This is a genomic window from Pseudoxanthobacter soli DSM 19599 (assembly GCF_900148505.1).
Taxonomy (GTDB): domain Bacteria; phylum Pseudomonadota; class Alphaproteobacteria; order Rhizobiales; family Segnochrobactraceae; genus Pseudoxanthobacter; species Pseudoxanthobacter soli.
In genome coordinates this window covers 533,950-551,678 of sequence record NZ_FRXO01000002.1, presented here as the reverse complement: position 1 = coordinate 551,678, position 17,729 = coordinate 533,950, and the positions used below count along the sequence as shown (strand labels likewise).

Genomic DNA, 17,729 nt, shown 5'->3' with positions numbered 1-17,729 from the left:
CGGATCGTGGTTCGCTCCGGACGATACAGGCTCTGCACGTACAGGCGCCGGACATACAGGCTCATGGCGCCATGGGGATGGCGCCGCGCTGGGGGGAACCGCATGGCGACAGAGCACCCCTCCGCCGGGGCCGCTGCGGCCTCGCCGGAGGTCCGGGTGACCGGCGGCGGCGACGCGGATGGCGTGCCCGCTGCGGTCCCGGTCAAGGCCGGCCGCCTGATCGTGCTGTTGCTGGCGCTCGTGCCCTTCAGCCAGATCCCGCTCGATGCCTATTCGCCCGCCCTGCCGCAGATGGTCGAGGCGCTGAATGCCAATCCGACGCTGATCCAGAACACGGTGACGGCCTACATGCTCGGCATGAGCTTCGCGCTCGTGCCGGCGGGGCTTCTCGCGGATGCGTTCGGGCGGCGCGTGGTGGTGCTCGCCGGCATGGTCCTGCTGATCGCGATGAGCGCGGCCTGTGCGCTCGCCGCCAGCGCGGAATGGATGCTCGCCTTCCGCTTCGTCCAGGGCCTCGGCGGCTCGGTCTGCCTCGTGGTCGGCTATGCCATCGCGGCGGACGTTTTTCGCGGCGCGAAGCTCACCTCGGTCGTCGGCCTGCTCGGCGCCGCCTGGGGGCTCGCCCCGGTGCTCGCCCCTGCGGTCGGCGGCCTGCTGGTCGACGTGATGTCGTGGCGCATGATCTTCGTCCTGATCGGGGCCATGGCGGCGGTGGTGACGGTCGCGGTCTATTTCGGCCTGCCGGAAACGCTGGCGCCCGCGCGCCGCACGCCGGTCGATCTCCGCAAGACGCTGTCGGTCGCCGGCACCGCGCTCTCCAACCGCAGCTTCGTCTGCTACACGCTGGTGTTCGGCGCGATGGCGAGCGCGCAGCTCGTCGTCGGTGTCGTCGCGCCCTTCCTCTATCAGGACGGCCTCGGCTTCTCGCCCGCCGGCTACGGCATCGTCGCCTTCCTTCTGGGCGGCGCCAATCTCGCCGGGGAACTCGGCTGCTCCTATTTCGCGGGCCGCGCGACGCCGCGGCGGCTGGGGTTCGCCGTGTTCGGCGTCTATATGCTCGGCGCCCTGGCGCTGTTCCTGTTCGGGCTGGCGTGGGGGACGGAGATCGTCTCGCTGTCCCTCGGCTGCGCGCTGGTGCTCGCCGCGTGCGGTCTCCTGTGCCCGCTGATGTATGGCATGACGCTCGGTCTGTTCGACCGCAATCTCGGCCTGATCGGCGGCATGACCACGGCGGCCTGCTACTTCATCGTGAGCGGGGCGATGGCCGTCGCCGCGGCATTGCCGGATCATTCGCCGGGGCCGATGGGCGGACTGTTCGTCGTCCTCGGCATCGTCGCCGGCGGGCTCCTGTTCGCGGGCCTGCCGAGGGCCGCTTCGCACCAACAAGCAACGACACCTTAACGGGGACATTCAGCGTCATGGGCGCCACCGGCATTCGCGGCACGTTCTTCGACTTCATCGACGATCCGTGGAAGCACCTCGGCCGCGAACAGGACGCGGCCCGCTTCCACGCCGACGGCCTGCTCGTCGTCGAGGACGGCATCATCACCGATTTCGGCGCCTACGATGCCGTGGCGCCCCGCCACGCGGGGCTGGAGATCACCGCCATCGAGGGGCGGATCATCCTGCCGGGCTTCATCGACGGCCACATCCATTTCCCGCAGACCCGCGTGCTCGGCGCCTATGGCGAGCAGCTCCTGCCGTGGCTGCAGAAGTGGATCTTCCCCGAGGAGCTGAAATACAAGGACCGCAACTACGCCCGCGACGGCGCCAAGCGCTTCTTCGACCTCTTGCTCGCCTCCGGCACCACCACCTGCCAGGCGTTCACCTCGAGCTCGCCGGTTTCCACCGAGGAATTCTTCGAGGAAGCGACCCGGCGTAACATGCGCGTCATCGCCGGCCTGACCGGCATCGACCGCAACGCGCCCGATGATTTCATCGACACGCCGGACAATTTCTATCGCGACAGCAAGGCCCTGATCGCGCGGTATCACAACAGTGGCCGCAATCTCTATGCCGTCACGCCGCGCTTCGCCTACGGCGCCTCGCCGGAATTGCTGCAGCGCTGCGAGCAGCTGAAGCAGGAGCATCCGGACTGCTGGGTCAACACCCACATCTCGGAGAACCCGGCCGAGTGCCGCGGCGTGCTGGAGCAGCATCCCGGCGCCGAGGACTATCTCGGCGTCTACGAGAAATACGGGCTCGTCGGGCCGAAATTCTCCGGCGGCCACGGCGTCTGGCTGTCCGACGGCGAGTTCAGGCGGATGTCGGCGAGCGGGGCGGCGGTGGTGTTCTGCCCGTGCTCCAACCTGTTCCTGGGTTCCGGCCTGTTCCGCATCGGCCGTGCCACCGATCCCGCGCACCGGGTGCGGATGTCGTTCGGCACCGACATGGGCGGCGGCAACCGCTTCTCGATGCTCAACGTGCTCGACGACGCCTACAAGGTCGGGATGTGCAACAACACCCTGCTCGACGGCAGCGTCGATCCCTCGCGGCAGGACGCGGCGGAGGCCGAGCGCAACAAGATGTCGCCCTATCGCGGCTTCTGGTCGATCACCCTCGGCGGGGCGGAGGGGCTCTATCTCGACGACCGGCTCGGCAACTTCAATCCCGGCAAGGAGGCGGACTTCGTCGCGCTCGATTGGAACGCCGGCCCGATGGCGCAGCCGTGGCACCAGTCGCTCGTCGTCGGCGACGGCGGGCCGAAGACGGTCGAGGAGGCGGCGGATCTCTTGTTCGCCGTGATGATGGTGTCGGACGAGCGCGCCGTCGACGAGACCTGGATCATGGGCAAGCGCCTCTACAAGAAGAGCTGAGCGCGCCGCCGGCGCGAGGGAGGCCGCCATGACCGAAGAGATCGCCGCGACGGGCACCCCGGATCCGGGCGCGCCCGTCGCGCTCGTGGTCCAGCGCCGCATCGCCGAAGCCGGCTATGCCCGCTATGCCCATTGGCTCGGAAAGGTCGCGGAACGGCTGGCGGGCTGGCCGGGCTTCGAGGGGCAGGAGGTGATCCCGCCGACGCCGCCCGCCCAGGTGGACTGGGTGGCGGTGCAGCGCTTCGCCAATGCCGCAGCGGCACGCGCGTGGCTGCAGAGCCGGGACTGCGCGGCCCTGGTGGCAGAGGTGCGCGACCTCTTCGTCGGCCAGGAGGACGTGCATCTCCTGACCGACGCCGGACCGCGGCGGGAGGCCACCGCCTCGCTGGTGATCTCGTTCAACGTCGCGCCGGAGCACGAGACGGAATTTCTGGCCTGGCAGCGCGAAATCCAGGCCGTCGAGGCCGACGTGAAGGGCTTCCTGCGCCACAAGATCGAGCGCCCGGTGCCCGGCGTGCACGACGAGTGGATCATCATCCTGTCGTTCGACAGCGACGCCAACCTGACGGCGTGGCTGGACTCGCCGCTGCGGAAGCGGCTGATCGACAAGGGCGCCCGCTTCAATGCGGACATCAATCTGCGGCGGACGAGCTACGGCTTCGATTTCTGGTTCCAGGGCCAGGACGGCAGGCGGCCGAGCAAGGCGGCGACCTTCAAGAACAACCTGCTCGTTCTGCTGGTGCTCTATCCGGTGGTCTATCTCTGGGGCTTCTTCGTCTCGACGCCGCTCCTGACCGGCAAGGGCATGCCGTTCTGGCTGGCGCTCTTCATCGGCAACCTCGTCAGCACGCAGCTGCTCGGCTGGTGGGCGGTGCCCGCCGCCTTCCGGGCGTTCGGCTGGTGGCTGGCGCCGGAACCCGGCCTGAAGCGCGACATCCTCGGCTATGCCGTGCTCGCCGCGCTTTATGCCCTCTCGATGGCCGGCTACGCCGCTCTGCTCGCGTGGAACTGGGGCGGCTGAGGCCGCGCCAGCCGTGACCCCGTTCTTACAGCCGTCCCTCGATCGCGTCGTCGAGGAGGCGGGCGGTGTTGCGGGCATCGAGCGGGACCGGGTTGCCGCCGGCACAGGGATCGGCGAGCGCCATCTCCACGATCCGCGGACGGTCGATCTCGCCGAGGCCGAGATCGGCCAGCGTCTCGGGAATGCCGAGTTCGGTTCTGAGCGCCAGGATCCAGTCGATCACCGCGCCGCCGTCGTGGGACGGCAGGTCGAGGAGGCGGGCGAGGTCGACGAGCTTCGGCTCGATCGCCGGCCGGTTGAACGCCACCACATAGGGCATCAGCACGGCGTTCAGCAGGCCGTGGTGGGCATCGTGCAGCGCGCCGAGCGGGTGGGCGAGGGCGTGGATGGCGCCGAGGCCCTTCTGCAGCGCCACGCAGCTCATGCCCGAGGCGATCAGCATCTGCGCCCGCGCTTCCATGTCGGTGCCGTCCGCGACCGCCCGGGTCAGGAACAGCTTGACGAGGCGCAGCGCGTTGAGGGAGAGGCCCTCCGCCATCGGATGGAAGCTCGGCGCGCTGTAGGATTCGAGCGCGTGGGAGAGCGCATCCATGCCCGTCGCCGCCGTGATCGCGGCCGGCAGGCCGACCGTCAGGCCGGGATCCATGATGACGATGTCCGGCATCATGCACGGGTGGAAGATGATGACCTTGCGCTGGCCCGCGGTGTCGGTGATGACCGACGAGCGGCCGAGCTCGGAACCGGTCCCGGCGGTGGTGGGGATCGCGATCACGGGCAGGAGGTGCGAGGTGTCGACGCGCTTCCAGTTGTCGCCCACATCCTCGAAATCCCACAGCGGCCGGCTCTGGGTGGCCATCAGGGCGATGGCCTTGGCGGCGTCGAGGCCGCTGCCCCCGCCGAGCGCCACCACGAGATCGTGCCCGCCCTCTTTCAGAGCGGCGACGCCCGCCGCCACGTTCTCGCCGGTCGGGTTCGGCTTGACGTCGCTGAACAGCGCGGCGTCGAGGCCGGCGGCGTTCAAGCGTGCCATGATGTCGGCGACGAGCGGCAGCCTGGCGAGGCCCTGGTCCGTCACCACCAGCGGGCGGCGGGCGCCCAGCTCGGCGATCGCGGCCGGCAGGTCCGCGATCCGGCCGGCGCCGAAGCGCACCGTGGTCGGAAAGCTCCAGTTGGCGGAAACGAACGGCGTAAAGGCAGTCATGACGTCCTCTCGGTCCGGCCGGGCCGGGTCATTCAGCGGGGGCGAGCCGGTTGCGGCGGGCGGCGCGGCGGCGGACGATGTCGGCCACCACCACCAGCACGATGGCCGGGATGCAGTTCAGCGTGGCGAGCGCGGGATAGATCGGCGACGAGCCGACGGCGATCCCGCTATAGACGAAGGTGGGCAGCGTGCGGATGGTGCCGCCGAGGCTGTAGGACACGTAGAAATTGCCCCACGACAGCAGGAAGGCGAAGCTCGCGGCGGAGAAGATGCCGGGCCACAGCAGCGGCAGCGTGATCTCGCGGAACACCACCCAGCCGCTGGCGCCGGCATCGCGCGCGGCGTCCTCCAGCGTCTCGTCGAAGCCCCACACCTGCACCGCCACGATCACGAGCGCGAAGGGGGTGATGTAGACGATGTGGCCGATGACGATGGTCGGCAGGCCGTTGGAGAAGCCGAGCCACTGCCCGAGCACCGAGAACCACAGCAGCATCACCACGCCGAGGAGAAGCTGCGGAAAAAGCAGCGGCGCGAACGTCAGCGCCCGGAATGCCTGCTGGAAGCGGAACCGGAACCGGATCCAGGCGATCGCCCCGGCCGTGCCCAGCACCGTGACGAATACGGTGGAGATCGCCGCGACCATGGCGGAGTTGGTGAGCGCGGGCAGGAAGTCGGGCTTGGCGAGCAGCGCCCCGTACCATTCGGTCGACCACGTTTCGATCGGCAGCGTCAGCATCCGGCTGCCGGTGAACGAGAACACAACCAGGGTGACGATCGGCACGTAGAAGAACACCAGAAGCAGCGCGACCGAGCCGACCAGCACGATGTCGATGAGGGCGCTCTTGAAGCGGTCTGAAACCATGTGCGCGTCCTCCCTCAGGGCCGGCCGGTGCCGCGGCGGCGCAGCGCGACCACGGCCGAGAGCGCCAGCGACAGGGCGCCGATGGCGATGAGCACCAGCGTCAGCGCCGCGCCGAGCGGCCAGTTCACCCGCGTCTCGAAGCTCTGGCGGATCAGTTCCGAGGCGAGCGGCGCCGTGCCGCCGCCCATCACCTTCGGCTCCAGGAAGGCGCCAAGGCTGAGAACGAACACCAGCACCGCGCCGGCATAGAGCCCGGGCTTCGCCAGCGGCAGCGTGATCTCGAAGAACGTCCGGATGCGCGATGCGCCGGCATCGTAGGCGGCGAGCTGCAGGTCGCGGTCGATGCGCACGAGCGAGAGATAGAGGGTGAACACCGGGTAGACCGCGAGATTGTAGACCATGCCGATCAGGGTCGCGGTCGGGGTGAACAGCAGGTTCGTCATCTGCGGCGGGAAGCCGACATGGGCGAGCGCCCAGTTGAGGACGCCGTTGCGGTCGAGCACCAGGATCCAGCCGAAGGTCTTCAGCACCGCATCCGTCAGGAAGGCGAACGTGATGAGGATGGTGACGTGGCGGCGCACCGACTGCAGCCGGGTCGCCAGCGCATAGGCCACCGGCAGCGCGATCAGGAGCGAGAGCACGACGCAGACGACCGCCATCCACACGGTGCGCAGCATCACGATCCAGTAGGAGGGTTTGCCGAAAACCTCCCGCCACACCGTCAGGTCCCACGTCCATACCAGCCGGTAATAGCGCGTGGTCTGGAAGGTCAGAACGCCCGTCATGGCGAGCGGCACCAGGAAGAACATCACCATCAGCAGCGCGAGCGGCACGGTGGTGCCGATCAGGGCCGGGTCGCGCCAGGATTTCGGTTCGACGCGCATCGGCTCACTCCTGCAGGATGAAGCAGTCGGCGCGGTCGAAGCCGACGGTGACGGCGTCGCCCACCTGGGCGGGCAGATTGGGCGTGCCGGAAAGGTCCATCACCACGGGCACCGCGTGGCCCTCGACGCGCACCCGGTAGAGGATCGAGGCGCCCTTGATGAAGAATTCCTCGACGACGCCGGAAAGCGTGGCGAAGGGCGCTGGCGCGCCGGCCGTCACGAAGCGCATTGCCTCCGGCCGCACCATCAGGAGGGCGGAGCCGCCGGCCACCCGCGGGGCGACGCGGTCACCCGGCACGGTGGGATCGGCGGCCTCGATGGCGGGCGAGCGGAATGCCGTCGAGCCGTCGGCTTGCCGTGCGATCGAAACGGGGAAGAGGTTGGTGTCGCCGATGAAGCCGGCGACGAATGCATCGACCGGGCTGTAATAGATCTCCGAGGGCGTGCCGACCTGCAGCACGTTGCCGGCGCGCATCACGCAGATGCGGTCGGCCAGCATCATCGCCTCTTCGAGGTCGTGGGTGACGAGCACGAACGAGGTGCCGAGATTGCGGTGCAGGTTCTTCAATTCCGCCTGGAGCGACTTCTTCAGCTTGGCATCGAGCGCGCTCATCGGCTCGTCGAGCAGGAGCACGCTCGGGCGCGAGACCAGCGCGCGGGCAAGCGCCACGCGCTGCTGCTCGCCGCCGGAAAGCTGCGCGGGATAGCGGCCGAGATAGGCCGGATCGAGGTGCATCAGCGCGAGCATGGCGCGGATGCGCTCGTCCGCCTCGCGCGCCGGCACGCCGGCGAGCTTCAGGGGAAAGCCGATATTGTCGCGCACCGTCTTGTGGGGAAACAGCGCGAGCTTCTGGAACACCATGCGCGTCGGCCGCCCGGCCGCCGGCACGCCGGCCATGTCGGCGCCGGCGATGCGCAGGCTGCCTTCCGTCGGGGCCTCGAAGCCGGCCACGATCTTCAGAAGCGAGGTTTTCCCGCATCCCGAGGGTCCGACGAGCGCCACGAACTCGCCGGTCCCGACGTCGAGCGAGACCGAGTGGAGCGCGCGGAAGGTGCCGTAATCCTTGACGATCCCGGTGGCTTCGATGATGGGGGTCTGCAACGGGCAATCCCTCTGGTGCTGCGGCCTGGTTCGAACGAACGGCCCGCCCGCGGCTGCAAGGCCGATGCGGGCGGGCCGGACGGCGCGGGAGATCAGCGGGCGGCGAGTTCTTCCTGCCAGATCGCCAGCATCTCGTCGACGTTCGGTGCGATGGTGTGGAACATGCTGTTGTCCCAGGCGTGCCACATGTAGTCCATCTGCAGCGCCGACTTCTGCTCGGGCGTGAACAGCGCCTCCGCCTTCTGGTTCGGCACCAGATTACAGGTCGCCTCGGTGATGGCGAGCTTCACCTGCACGTCCGGCGAGACGATGTACTTCAGGAACTTGTCGGCGACGCCGGCCGGCTTGCCGTTGTCGGTGAGGCCGGTCGCCTCCATCCAGATGATGCCCTGCTTCAGGCCGTCCTTCGGCTCGGGCACGATCGACTGGATGTAGTCGTGTCCCTGCAGGCGCAGCGACGAGGTGCAGTAGGTGCCGCCGCCGACGAGGCAGCGGAACGAGCCGTCGATCAGGCCCTTCTGCGCGACCGCGAGGTCGGCGACGATGGCGCGGGTGTTCTTGAAGGCCGCGCGCAGCACCTTGCGGACCTCGTCGAGCGCGTGCTGGTCGAGTTCCTTGTAGGGATCGACGCCGGCATAGAGCGCGAGCGGCATGATCGGCCAGTCGCCCCAGTCGAGCAGGCAGATCTTGTCGCGGTAGGCCGGATCGAACACCGGCGCGTAGCTCGACCAGGTCTCCAGCTTGTCGAACTTGGTGTTGACCGTCGGGCCGACCCAGCCCCAGCGGGTCGGCAGGCCGGTGGTCTTGCCCTCGAACTGGAGCGGGGCGAACGGCGCGCGGAACTGCGGGTAGAACTCGGCATTCTGCTCGGCGAAGCTGGCGTCGTCGATATAGCGGGCGATGCCGGCCGGTCCCATGCGGGCGATCCAGGGACCGTCCGACGACACGAGGTCGAAGTCGCGATAGGCGCCGGCCGCGAGCTTGGCGAAACCGCCGGCCGAATCGGTGATCAGGTCGACCGAGATCGAGACGTCGTTGGCCTTCTGGAACGGATCGAGGATGGCCGGGGAATTGTAGCCCTCCCAGCACATGTAGTTGATCGTCTCGGCCGCCGCGGCGCTGCCCCGGCCGAAGCCCGGCAGACCCGGCAGCGCGCCGCCCGCGGCAAGGGCGGCACCGGCGCCGAGACCCCTCAGCATGGTCCGGCGGGAGATCGGCCCCATCGATGCCGGACGCATTCCCTTCGATTGATCCTGTGTCATCGTCCTGTTCCCTTCTCGTCTCTGCAAGGTGGTCTCTGGCAAGGCCGTGTGGGCTCTCGTTGGAATCCGGTCGGGGCGGTCACACCACCTCGAGATAGCGGGCGATCTCCCACGAACTCACATGGCGGCGATACTCGGCGTCCTCGAAGCGGCGGGCCGCGGCGAAGGTGTCGACGAAGGCATCGCCGAAGAGGGCGCGGGCGGGGCCGGAGGCCGCGAAGCGGCTCGCGGCCTGGCCGAGGTCGGTCGGGAAGGCCGCCGAGGGTTCGGGCGGCATGGCATAGAGGTTGTCGGTGCGGCCAGCCGGCGGCTCGATCTCGTTGCGGATGCCCCAGAGGCCGGCGCCGAGGCACATGGCGAACGACAGGTAGGGGTTGGTGTCGGCGGAGGGCACGCGGAATTCCATCCGGGTCGCGGCCGGCGTGTCGTTGATCACGCGCACCGCCGCTGTTCGGTTCTGCACGCCCCAATTTGCGGCCGTAGGCGCCCATGCACCGGGCACCATGCGCTTATAGGCGTTCACGGTGTGGCTACACATGGCGAGAAAATCGGGCATCAGCGCCAGAAGGCCGCCGATGAAATGACGCGCGGTCCGGCTCAGTCCGTCGGGGTCGGAACCGTCGTGGAACACCGGCCGGCCGTCGCGGTCGACGAGCGAAACATGCAGGTGGCCGGACTGGCCGGAGAGGGCCGGCGACAGTTTCGACATGAAGGCGACGGTGAGGTCGTTGCGCAGGAAGAAACTGCGGGCGAAGTTCTTGAACAAGACTGCGTCGTCGGCGGCCTTGATGCCTTCCGCGTAAGTCAGCGGTGCCTCGAAGCAACCGGGGCCGAGTTCGGTGTGGATCGCGTCGATGGCGATGCCGAGCGTCGTCATGGTCTGCCGCAGGCCGTCGATCAACGCGCCATGGCGCGTCGCCGTCTGGAGCGAATAGGTGCGGTTGGCCTTGGCGAAGAAGTTGAGGTCGCTGAAATTCTTGGCGCGCAGGCTGTCCGGGGTCTCGTCGAGCACGAAAAACTCGAACTCGAACGCCGAGAGCGCCCGGAGGCCCAGGGCATCGAGTTCCGCCAGCATTCTCAGGCACTGGTTGCGGGCGGAGAGCGCGCCGAACGCGCCCTCGAAATCGGCGATCACCACCGCGGCCCGGTCGGCGAACGGGTAGCGCCGCACCGTGTCGGGGAAAAGCTTGGCGGGCCGATCGATATAGGCGCCGGAATCGTAAGTCTTTTCAGCGGTATCCCAGCAATAGAGCACCTCGCAGAACGGATAGCCGTCCTTCGCGAGCTTCACCGCCTTGGCGGCGCCGACCTGCTTGTGGCGGAACACGCCGTCCGGGTCGATGAGGCCGAGATGCACGTCTTCGGCGCCGAGCGCGTCGAGCCGCGCGCGCAGTTCTGTCGCTGCCTCGTCCCGCTCCGGTTTCGAGTTGCCGTCGGCCATCGGATCGCTTTCCCACATCACGTCGCGAGAACAGGCTAGGATGGGCGAACGAGCCTATGAATATCCCCCGAGATATAGACCGCGAAAAAATGTTTCCTCTTGAAACTGCTCGTTCCGTCTCTGCCCCGCTGGAAGTCCGGTCCACAGGGACCGTGCTGGCGGACTGGAACCGCGCGACCGGCGAGGCGCTGGAGACGTTGCAGACGCCTGCCTTTCCGCGTGCCCTGCAGACGGCTCTCAAGACCGTGATCGCCTACGACATCTCGATGGTGTTCGCCTATTCCGGCCGGGAGAAGCCCATCTGCCTCGACCACAACATGGAGGCCGAACGTGCCGCCACGGTGATCGAGGACTATATCCGCGGCCCCTACCTGCTCGATCCGTTCTATGCCGCCGCCGTCGGAACGGAACGGCCGGGGGTCATCCGCCTCAAGACGCTCGCGCCCGACCTGTTCTACAATTCGGAGTACTTCAAGCGGCACTATGTGCGCACCGACATCCGCGACGAGGTGGGGTTTCTCGTTCGTCCTTCGCCGGGCGCGGCGCTCGTCGTCAGCGTGACCCGCCCGATCGACCGGCCGGCCTTCTCCGCCCGGGACATGCAGATTTTCCAGGCCGTGGAGCCGGTGGTCCGCCGGCTCGCCGAATTCCACTGGCGTGACGTCGCGGCGCGGTTCGGGCCGTCGCCCGGCCCGGCCGGCGGCGGCCTGAAGGACGGCCCCATCGGCGTCGCGCTCGACCAGATGGCGGACGGCCGCCTCACACGGCGCGAAATCGAGATCACCGCGCTCGTGCTGCGCGGCCATTCGAACGCGTCCATCGCCGACCTGCTGAAGATCAGCGCGGGCACGGTGAAGATCCACCGCCGCAACATCTATCAGAAGCTTGACATCTCCAACCAAGCCGACCTGTTCTCGCGCTTCATCGGCCATCTCGCCCAGATCGGGTGAGCCAGCAGGGAACGTGAACGTGCTGATCGCGGTGTTGCAGATGCAGACGAGCCCCGGCGAGCCGGCGGAGAACCTGGCGGCGATCGCCCGGGCCGCGCGCGCCGCGGCGGCATTCGGCGCGGATCTCCTGGTGACGCCGGAGATGAGCCTCACCGGCTATGCCATCGGCACCGACGACATCGCCCGCCTCGCCGAGCCGCGTTCGGGCGCCATGATCGGGGCGGTGCAGACCATCGCCGAGGAAACCGGCGTCGCCGTGGTCGCCGGCTTTCCGGAGCGCGAGGGCGGGGCGGTGTTCAATGCCGCCGCTCTCGTCGCGCCCGGCGCCGAGCCGATTGTCTATCGCAAGGGGCACCTCTACGGCGACGCGGAACGCGCGGCGTTCGCACCCTCGGCGGCGCCCCCGGCGGTGTTCGCCTTTCGCGGCTTCAGGGTCGGGATGCTGATCTGCTACGACGTCGAATTCCCGGAAATGGTGCGCAGCCTCGCGCTCCAGGGCGCGGAACTCGTGATCGTCCCGACCGCACTTCCGGCGGGGGCCGCCTCTCGCCGGGTGTCGAAAAGCGTCATCCCCGCGCGCGCGCTGGAGAACCACGTTTTCGTGGCCTATGCCGGTCTCTGCGGCGACGAACGCGGCACCGCGCTTGAAGGCGGCTCCGCGATCGTCGGCCCCGACGGCGAGGATCTCGCCCGGGCGGGGGCCGCCGAGGCGCTCCTGTTCGCCCGCGTCGAGCCCGGCCGCTACGACGAGGCCCGGGCGGAAAACCCGTACCTCGCCGACCGCCGGCCGGATCTCTACCGGCTCGCAGACTGAAGCGTCTCGACCGGCGTGTCCGGATCGACAGCCGCTGCCACCGCCTCCACGACGACGGGCGGCTTCACCTCGGCAGGCTCGCCGGTCGCGACGCGCTCCTCTGCGGGCCCGGTGCGGCGCGCGAGGTTCAGAGCGGTGTTGATCAGCCCGATGTGGCTGAAGGCCTGGGGGAAATTGCCGAGCATCCGCCCCGCCACCGGGTCGTATTCTTCCGACAGCAGCCCGACGTCGTTGCACAGCCCGCTGAGGCGCTCATAGAGCCGCTGCGCGTCGCCGTAGCGGCCGAGCAGCACCAAGACGTCGGCGAGCCAGAAGCTGCAGGCGAGGAACGCGCCTTCGCCGGGCGGCAGACCGTCGTCGACCTCATGGGTCTCGTAGCGCAGCACCAGCCCGTCCTGGACGAGGCGGCTCTCGATGGCGCGCACGGTTCCGATCACTCGCGAATCGTCCGGCGGCAGGAAGCCCACGAGCGGAATCTGCAGCAGGCTGGCGTCGAGCACGTTGGAGCCGTAGGCCTGCACGAAGCTGCCGATTTCCGGATCGAACGCCTTGGCGCAGACATCGGCATGGATCTCGTCGGCAACCTTGCGCCAGCGCGCCGACAGCGTCCGGCCGAGCTTGGAATTGGAGGCGAGCCCTGCGGCACGGTCGAACGCGACCCAGGCCATCACCTTGGAATGGGTGAAGTGCTGGCGGCCGCCGCGCACCTCCCAGATGCCCTCGTCCGGCTCGCGCCAGACCTTTTCGAGGAAATTGAGCGTGACCTCGCTGAGTGCGCGCGTGCGCGGGTGCGGGGGGAGCCCGCCGCGCTGTGCCTGGGCGAGCGCGTCGGCCACCTCGCCGTAGACGTCGAGCTGGAGCTGGTCGGCGGCGGCGTTGCCGATCCGGACCGGGCGGGAACCGCCGTAGCCGGCGAGCCACGAGACCTCCCATTCGAGCAACTGGCGCTCGCCGGCGACGCCGTACATGATCTGCACCTGCTCCGGGGCACCGGCGACGGCGCGCATCAGCCACTCGCGCCAGGCCGAGGCTTCCTCGTAGTAGCCGAGCTTCATGAACGCCATCAGCGTCATGGTGGCGTCGCGCAGCCAGCAGAACCGGTAGTCCCAGTTCCGGGTGCCGCCGAGCGCTTCGGGCAGCGACGTGGTGGCCGCGGCGACGATGCCGCCGGTCGGCATGTAGGTCAGGGCCTTGAGCGTGATCAGCGAGCGCTTCACGGTCTCGGTCCAGCGCCCGACGCCCGGGCAGCGCGCGGCGAACCCGCGCCAGTAGGCCTCGGTCGCGAACAGGGCCGCCTCGACGTCCTGAGACCCGGGGCGCGGGCCATAGGAGGTGCCGTAGGTCACGGCGAAGGGCACGCGGTCGCCCTCCATCACCATGAAGGTGCCGGTCGAGTGCATGTCCTCGCCGGTGAGATGAACCGGGGTTCGCAGCACGAGGAGGTCCGGGCCGGCCACCGCGTACGTGACGCCGCCCTCCTCGTTGGTGACCCACGGAACCGTATGCCCGTAGCCGAACCGAACGACGAAGTCGGTCTCGAACTCGACATGGCCCCGCACGCCGACGACGATGCGCATCACCGTCGACGAACCGTCGGCGAGCGGCATGAAGTCGATCAGCGTCGCGACGCCGGTGTCCGTCTCGAACGTCGTCTCGAGAATGAGCGTGTCTTCCCGGTAGCGCCGGCTGATGCGCGCGTCGCCAGCGGTCGGCGCGATGCGCCAGCGGCCGTTTTCCGGCGTGCCCAGCAGCGCGGCGAAGCACGCCGCGGCATCGAAGCGCGGAAGGCAGAGCCAGTCGATGGAACCGTCACGCGAGACGAGCGCGGCAGTCTTGCAGTCGCCGATCAAGGCATAGTCTTCGATGGGCGAAGTCAACGGAATCCTCGCGGCATGGTTCGGGGTGGGAAGGACCGTCCTGCCGCGGCTGTCAGGCACCCGTGAAGCGCGGAGGCAGTCCGTTGAGCAGGAGAAACGTCTGAACGAGCGGATCGTTTCATGGTCCGGCGGCGAAATCGCGTCGGCAAAGCGGCATCCTCGTTGCCGCCGCGTCCGTGTCACCCCGTCGGGATGCCGGCTCGCTGCATTGTGATGTCAGGCGGGGTGCGGGCGGGAGCGCCGTAAGGAGGCATCGGCCATGTGCTTTTGCAAAAATCAATGTCGCCGCCGGATTTTGACGTAGCATTACAGGATGCAGGCTGGCCCCGTGCCTCGGGTCGCCTGCGGCGCGGCGCCCGGCCGCGCACCCACGATACACGCTGCCAGGGGGCGGGATTCGCCTCCACCGTGCCGGAACCGGTTTCCGGCCGTCGCCGCAGCCCGGCAGGAGAGCGAAGCCATGACCGCGACCAAAGGCGCCGAGCGCAAGCACGACCATTATGCGAGCCTCGTGGCCCGGGCACGTTCATTCGGCGCGCTGCGAACGGCCGTCGCCCATCCGTGCGACGAGTCCTCGCTGCGCGGTGCGCTGGAGGCGGAGGAAGCCGGCCTGATCGATGCCGTCCTCGTCGGACCCAGGGCCCGGATCGAGGCGGTGGCCGCCGCCTGCGGCCTCGACCTTTCCGGACACGAGATCGTCGACACGCCCCACAGCGTCGCCTCGGCCGCCAAGGCGGTGGAACTCGTGCGGCGCGGCGAGGCGGCGCTCCTGATGAAGGGCAGCCTGCACAGCGACGAGCTTCTGGCCGAGATCACCGCCAAGGAAACCGGCCTGAGGACGGGCCGGCGCATCAGCCACGTCTTCATCATGGACGTGCCGAGTTATCCCGAGCCGCTGTTCATCACCGACGCGGCGGTCAACATCTTCCCCGATCTCGAGGCGAAGCGCGACATCGTCCAGAATGCCATCGACCTGCACGTCGGCCTCGGCCTCGGCCGGCCGCGCGTCGCCATCCTGTCCGCCGTGGAGACGGTGACGCCGCGCATCCCGAGCACGATCGAGGCGGCGGCGCTCTGCAAGATGGCCGACCGCGGCCAGATTTCCGGCGGCGACGTGGACGGGCCGCTGGCGCTCGACAACGCCATCAGCGAGGACGCGGCCCGGATCAAGGGCATCGTCTCCCCCGTCGCGGGGCGGGCGCAGATTCTCGTGGTGCCGGACCTGGAAGCCGGCAACATGCTGGCCAAGAACCTGAGCTTTCTCGCCGGCGCGGATGCGGCGGGCGTGGTGCTCGGCGCCCGGGTGCCGGTGATCCTCACCAGCCGCGCCGACAGCCTGCCGACGCGGCTCGCGTCCTGCGCGGTGGCCGGGCTCTACGCCCACAGCCTGATGCAGAAGGGTATCGCCTCGTGACCGAAGCGCTGTTCGTCATCAATGCCGGCAGTTCCAGCATCAAGTTCAAGCTCTATGGCGTCGCCGGCGGCGATCTCGACCTGATCCTCGGCGGCGCCTTCGACGGCATCGGCTCGAAGCCACGCCTCAAGGTCCGCGATCACGACGGCGCGACGCTGGTCGAGCGCAGCTACGAGACCGCCGAGGTGCCGGATGCCGAGGCCGCGCAGCACGCCGTTTCGGACTGGCTGATCCCGCATATCGGCGACCTCCGCATCGTCGGCGTCGGCCATCGGGTGGTCCATGGCGGCCCGACCTACTCCCATCCGGTGCTGGTCGACGACGCGGTGATGAAGACGCTTGAAAGCTTCATTCCGCTGGCGCCGCTGCACCAGCTTTCCAATCTCGATCCGATCCGGGTGCTGCGGCAGCGCCGGCCGGACCTGCCGCAGGTGGCCTGCTTCGATACGGCGTTCCATCGCGACCACCCGGAACTCGCCGACCGCTTCCCGCTGCCGCGGGAACTCTATGACGAGGGCGTGCGCCGCTACGGCTTCCACGGGCTGTCCTACGAATATGTCCACGGTGCGCTCGCGGCGGTGGCGCCGGGGGTGGCGGCCGGGCGGGTCGTCGTCGCCCATCTGGGCTCGGGCGCATCGCTCTGCGCCATCGACGGCGGCCGCAGCATCGAGACGACGATGAGTTTCACCGCGCTCGACGGCATTCCGATGGGAACGCGCACCGGTTCGCTCGATCCCGGCGTGGTGCTGCACCTGATCGAGCAGAAGGGCATGAGTGCCGCCGAAGTCGGCCACATGCTCTATTACGAAAGCGGGTTGCTGGGCCTGTCCGGCATCAGCAACGACGCGCGCGACCTTCGGGCCAGCGCCGCGCCGGAGGCGGCGATGGCGCTCGATTTCTTCGCGCTGAAGGTGGCGCAGGCGATCGCCAGCCTGACCGTGTCGCTCGGCCGGCTCGACGGCCTCGTCTTCACCGCCGGCATCGGCGAGAACGATGCCGACATGCGCGGCCAGATCGTCGGGCGGCTCGGCTGGACAGGGCTTGCGGTGGACGACGCCGCCAACCGCGCCCACGCTCGCAACATCGAGGCAAAGGGCAGCGCCGCCCCGGTCTTCGTGATCAGAACCGACGAGGAGCTGATGATCGCGCGCCACACGCTGCGCCTGTTGCGGCAGGCGGCACCCGTCTCAGGCGCGGTTTCCGGGGCCGCCGAGGCGCCCTGAAAGGTCGTCCGCAATCGCACGGACCTGCGCGCCGACCTCGGCGAGCCGGCCCGGCGTCGCCTCGCGTTCGAGCAGGCTGACCGCGACGCCGGCAATGGCCTTGCCGGAGAAGTCCGCGACCGGTGCGCCGAGGCAGACCATGCCCTCGCGGATCTGGCCGTCGTCGACGGAATAGCCGCGCGCCCTGGCCGCCGCGAGTTCGGATTCGAGTGCCTTCAGGGATCCGACGCTGCGCGGCGTGAGCGGTGCCGGCCACGACCCCGCGAACAGATCGGAGAGTTCGCCCGGGGCGAGCGTCGACAGCATCGCCTTGCCGGTGGCCGCAAACGCCGCGGGCAGCCGCATGCCGATGCGGAAGGTGAACCCCAGCGGCGCGGCGCTGTTGCAGCAGGCGAGATAGATCACCTCGCTGCCCTCGCGCACGCTGAGGGTGATCGTGTAGGCCTCGAAGCCGGGCCGGCCCTCGAACAGGCGGCGGAACTCGCCCACGAGATCGAATTGCGCGAGGAAGCCGCTGGCCCAGTTCATCAGGTGCGGGCCGAGACGAAGCGTGGCCTCCGTCGTCCGCGCGAGGAGGCCGAGATCGACCATGGCGCCGATCAGGCCGTGGGCGGTGCTGCGCGGCAGCCCGAGCGCCCGGGCGATTTCTGCTGCGGTCGGTGGCGCGGGCGCGGCGGTCACGAGATCGAGGATGCGAACGGCACGCCGCAGGGCCGGTGCGGAATCGGCCGGTGCGGAGTCGACCTGTGCAGGTCGCGCGGCCGCGCTGTCGCCGGACGCCCCGCGGTCGCCAGAAGTCTGGTCTCCGGAAGTTCCGCCCCGGGAGGGCGTCTCGATCTCCGTCATCGCCGTGACGTCCTTC

15 protein-coding genes are annotated in these 17,729 nt (G+C 69.0%); 7 read left to right on the top strand and 8 right to left on the bottom strand.

Annotated elements, in window-relative coordinates:
• Positions 1-102: 102 nt before the first annotated feature.
• From BUF17_RS06870 to BUF17_RS06860, 3 genes are read left to right on the top strand one after another with little or no spacing between them, the layout of a single operon-like run.
• On the top strand, positions 103-1,401 hold the full coding sequence (locus BUF17_RS06870) for a multidrug effflux MFS transporter (RefSeq protein ID WP_084564166.1): 1,299 nt from the start codon (positions 103-105) through the stop codon (positions 1,399-1,401).
• A 17-nt stretch (positions 1,402-1,418) separates the two neighbouring features.
• Entirely contained in the window at positions 1,419-2,816 is a 1,398-nt protein-coding gene (gene guaD, locus BUF17_RS06865; protein ID WP_073626859.1) for a guanine deaminase, read from the top strand.
• 28 nt (positions 2,817-2,844) lie between these two features.
• Entirely contained in the window at positions 2,845-3,837 is a 993-nt protein-coding gene (locus BUF17_RS06860) for an antibiotic biosynthesis monooxygenase (RefSeq protein ID WP_073626858.1), read from the top strand.
• Between the two features lie 25 nt (positions 3,838-3,862).
• Here BUF17_RS06860 and BUF17_RS06855 read toward each other — a convergent pair whose 3' ends face one another.
• From BUF17_RS06855 to BUF17_RS06830, 6 genes are all read right to left on the bottom strand, one after another.
• Complete coding sequence (locus tag BUF17_RS06855) at positions 3,863-5,038, bottom strand: iron-containing alcohol dehydrogenase (protein ID WP_073626857.1); 1,176 nt, start codon at positions 5,036-5,038, stop codon at positions 3,863-3,865.
• A gap of 28 nt (positions 5,039-5,066) precedes the next feature.
• A complete protein-coding gene (locus tag BUF17_RS06850; RefSeq protein WP_073626856.1) occupies positions 5,067-5,900 on the bottom strand; it encodes an ABC transporter permease in 834 nt (277 codons plus the stop codon).
• A 14-nt stretch (positions 5,901-5,914) separates the two neighbouring features.
• Positions 5,915-6,784, bottom strand: coding sequence for an ABC transporter permease (locus BUF17_RS06845; protein WP_073626855.1), 870 nt, complete (start codon positions 6,782-6,784; stop codon positions 5,915-5,917).
• A 4-nt stretch (positions 6,785-6,788) separates the two neighbouring features.
• Complete coding sequence (locus tag BUF17_RS06840; protein WP_175563632.1) at positions 6,789-7,886, bottom strand: ABC transporter ATP-binding protein; 1,098 nt, start codon at positions 7,884-7,886, stop codon at positions 6,789-6,791.
• A gap of 92 nt (positions 7,887-7,978) precedes the next feature.
• Positions 7,979-9,148 carry an ABC transporter substrate-binding protein gene (locus BUF17_RS06835; RefSeq protein ID WP_084564162.1) on the bottom strand — a complete coding sequence of 390 codons (1,170 nt, stop codon included), beginning with the start codon at positions 9,146-9,148 and terminating at the stop codon, positions 7,979-7,981.
• Between the two features lie 79 nt (positions 9,149-9,227).
• Entirely contained in the window at positions 9,228-10,589 is a 1,362-nt protein-coding gene (locus BUF17_RS06830) for a glutamine synthetase family protein (protein WP_073626853.1), read from the bottom strand.
• A gap of 89 nt (positions 10,590-10,678) precedes the next feature.
• On the opposite strand from BUF17_RS06830, the gene BUF17_RS06825 reads away from it, so the two are divergent.
• Together BUF17_RS06825 and BUF17_RS06820 are read left to right on the top strand one after the other, a co-directional pair.
• Positions 10,679-11,539 (top strand): helix-turn-helix transcriptional regulator, encoded by an 861-nt coding sequence (locus BUF17_RS06825; RefSeq protein WP_210215401.1) that lies wholly within the window; start codon positions 10,679-10,681, stop codon positions 11,537-11,539.
• Between the two features lie 13 nt (positions 11,540-11,552).
• Entirely contained in the window at positions 11,553-12,353 is an 801-nt protein-coding gene (locus tag BUF17_RS06820) for a carbon-nitrogen hydrolase family protein (protein WP_342185831.1), read from the top strand.
• On the opposite strand, the gene BUF17_RS06815 is transcribed toward BUF17_RS06820, so the two are convergent.
• On the bottom strand, positions 12,335-14,230 hold the full coding sequence (locus BUF17_RS06815) for a glycoside hydrolase family 15 protein (RefSeq protein ID WP_073626850.1): 1,896 nt from the start codon (positions 14,228-14,230) through the stop codon (positions 12,335-12,337). The genes BUF17_RS06820 and BUF17_RS06815 overlap by 19 nt on opposite strands.
• 460 nt (positions 14,231-14,690) lie before the next feature.
• On the opposite strand from BUF17_RS06815, the gene BUF17_RS06810 reads away from it, so the two are divergent.
• Positions 14,691-15,644, top strand: coding sequence for a phosphate acetyltransferase (locus tag BUF17_RS06810; protein WP_073626848.1), 954 nt, complete (start codon positions 14,691-14,693; stop codon positions 15,642-15,644).
• Entirely contained in the window at positions 15,641-16,867 is a 1,227-nt protein-coding gene (locus BUF17_RS06805) for an acetate/propionate family kinase (protein ID WP_073626846.1), read from the top strand. Before BUF17_RS06810 ends, BUF17_RS06805 begins: the two co-directional genes overlap by 4 nt.
• Here the strand turns inward: BUF17_RS06805 and BUF17_RS06800 are convergent.
• Positions 16,832-17,713, bottom strand: a complete 882-nt coding sequence (locus BUF17_RS06800; protein WP_084564158.1) for an IclR family transcriptional regulator — start codon at positions 17,711-17,713, stop codon at positions 16,832-16,834. The two genes, BUF17_RS06805 and BUF17_RS06800, sit on opposite strands and share 36 nt — an antisense overlap.
• Between the last annotated feature and the right edge of the window lie 16 nt (positions 17,714-17,729).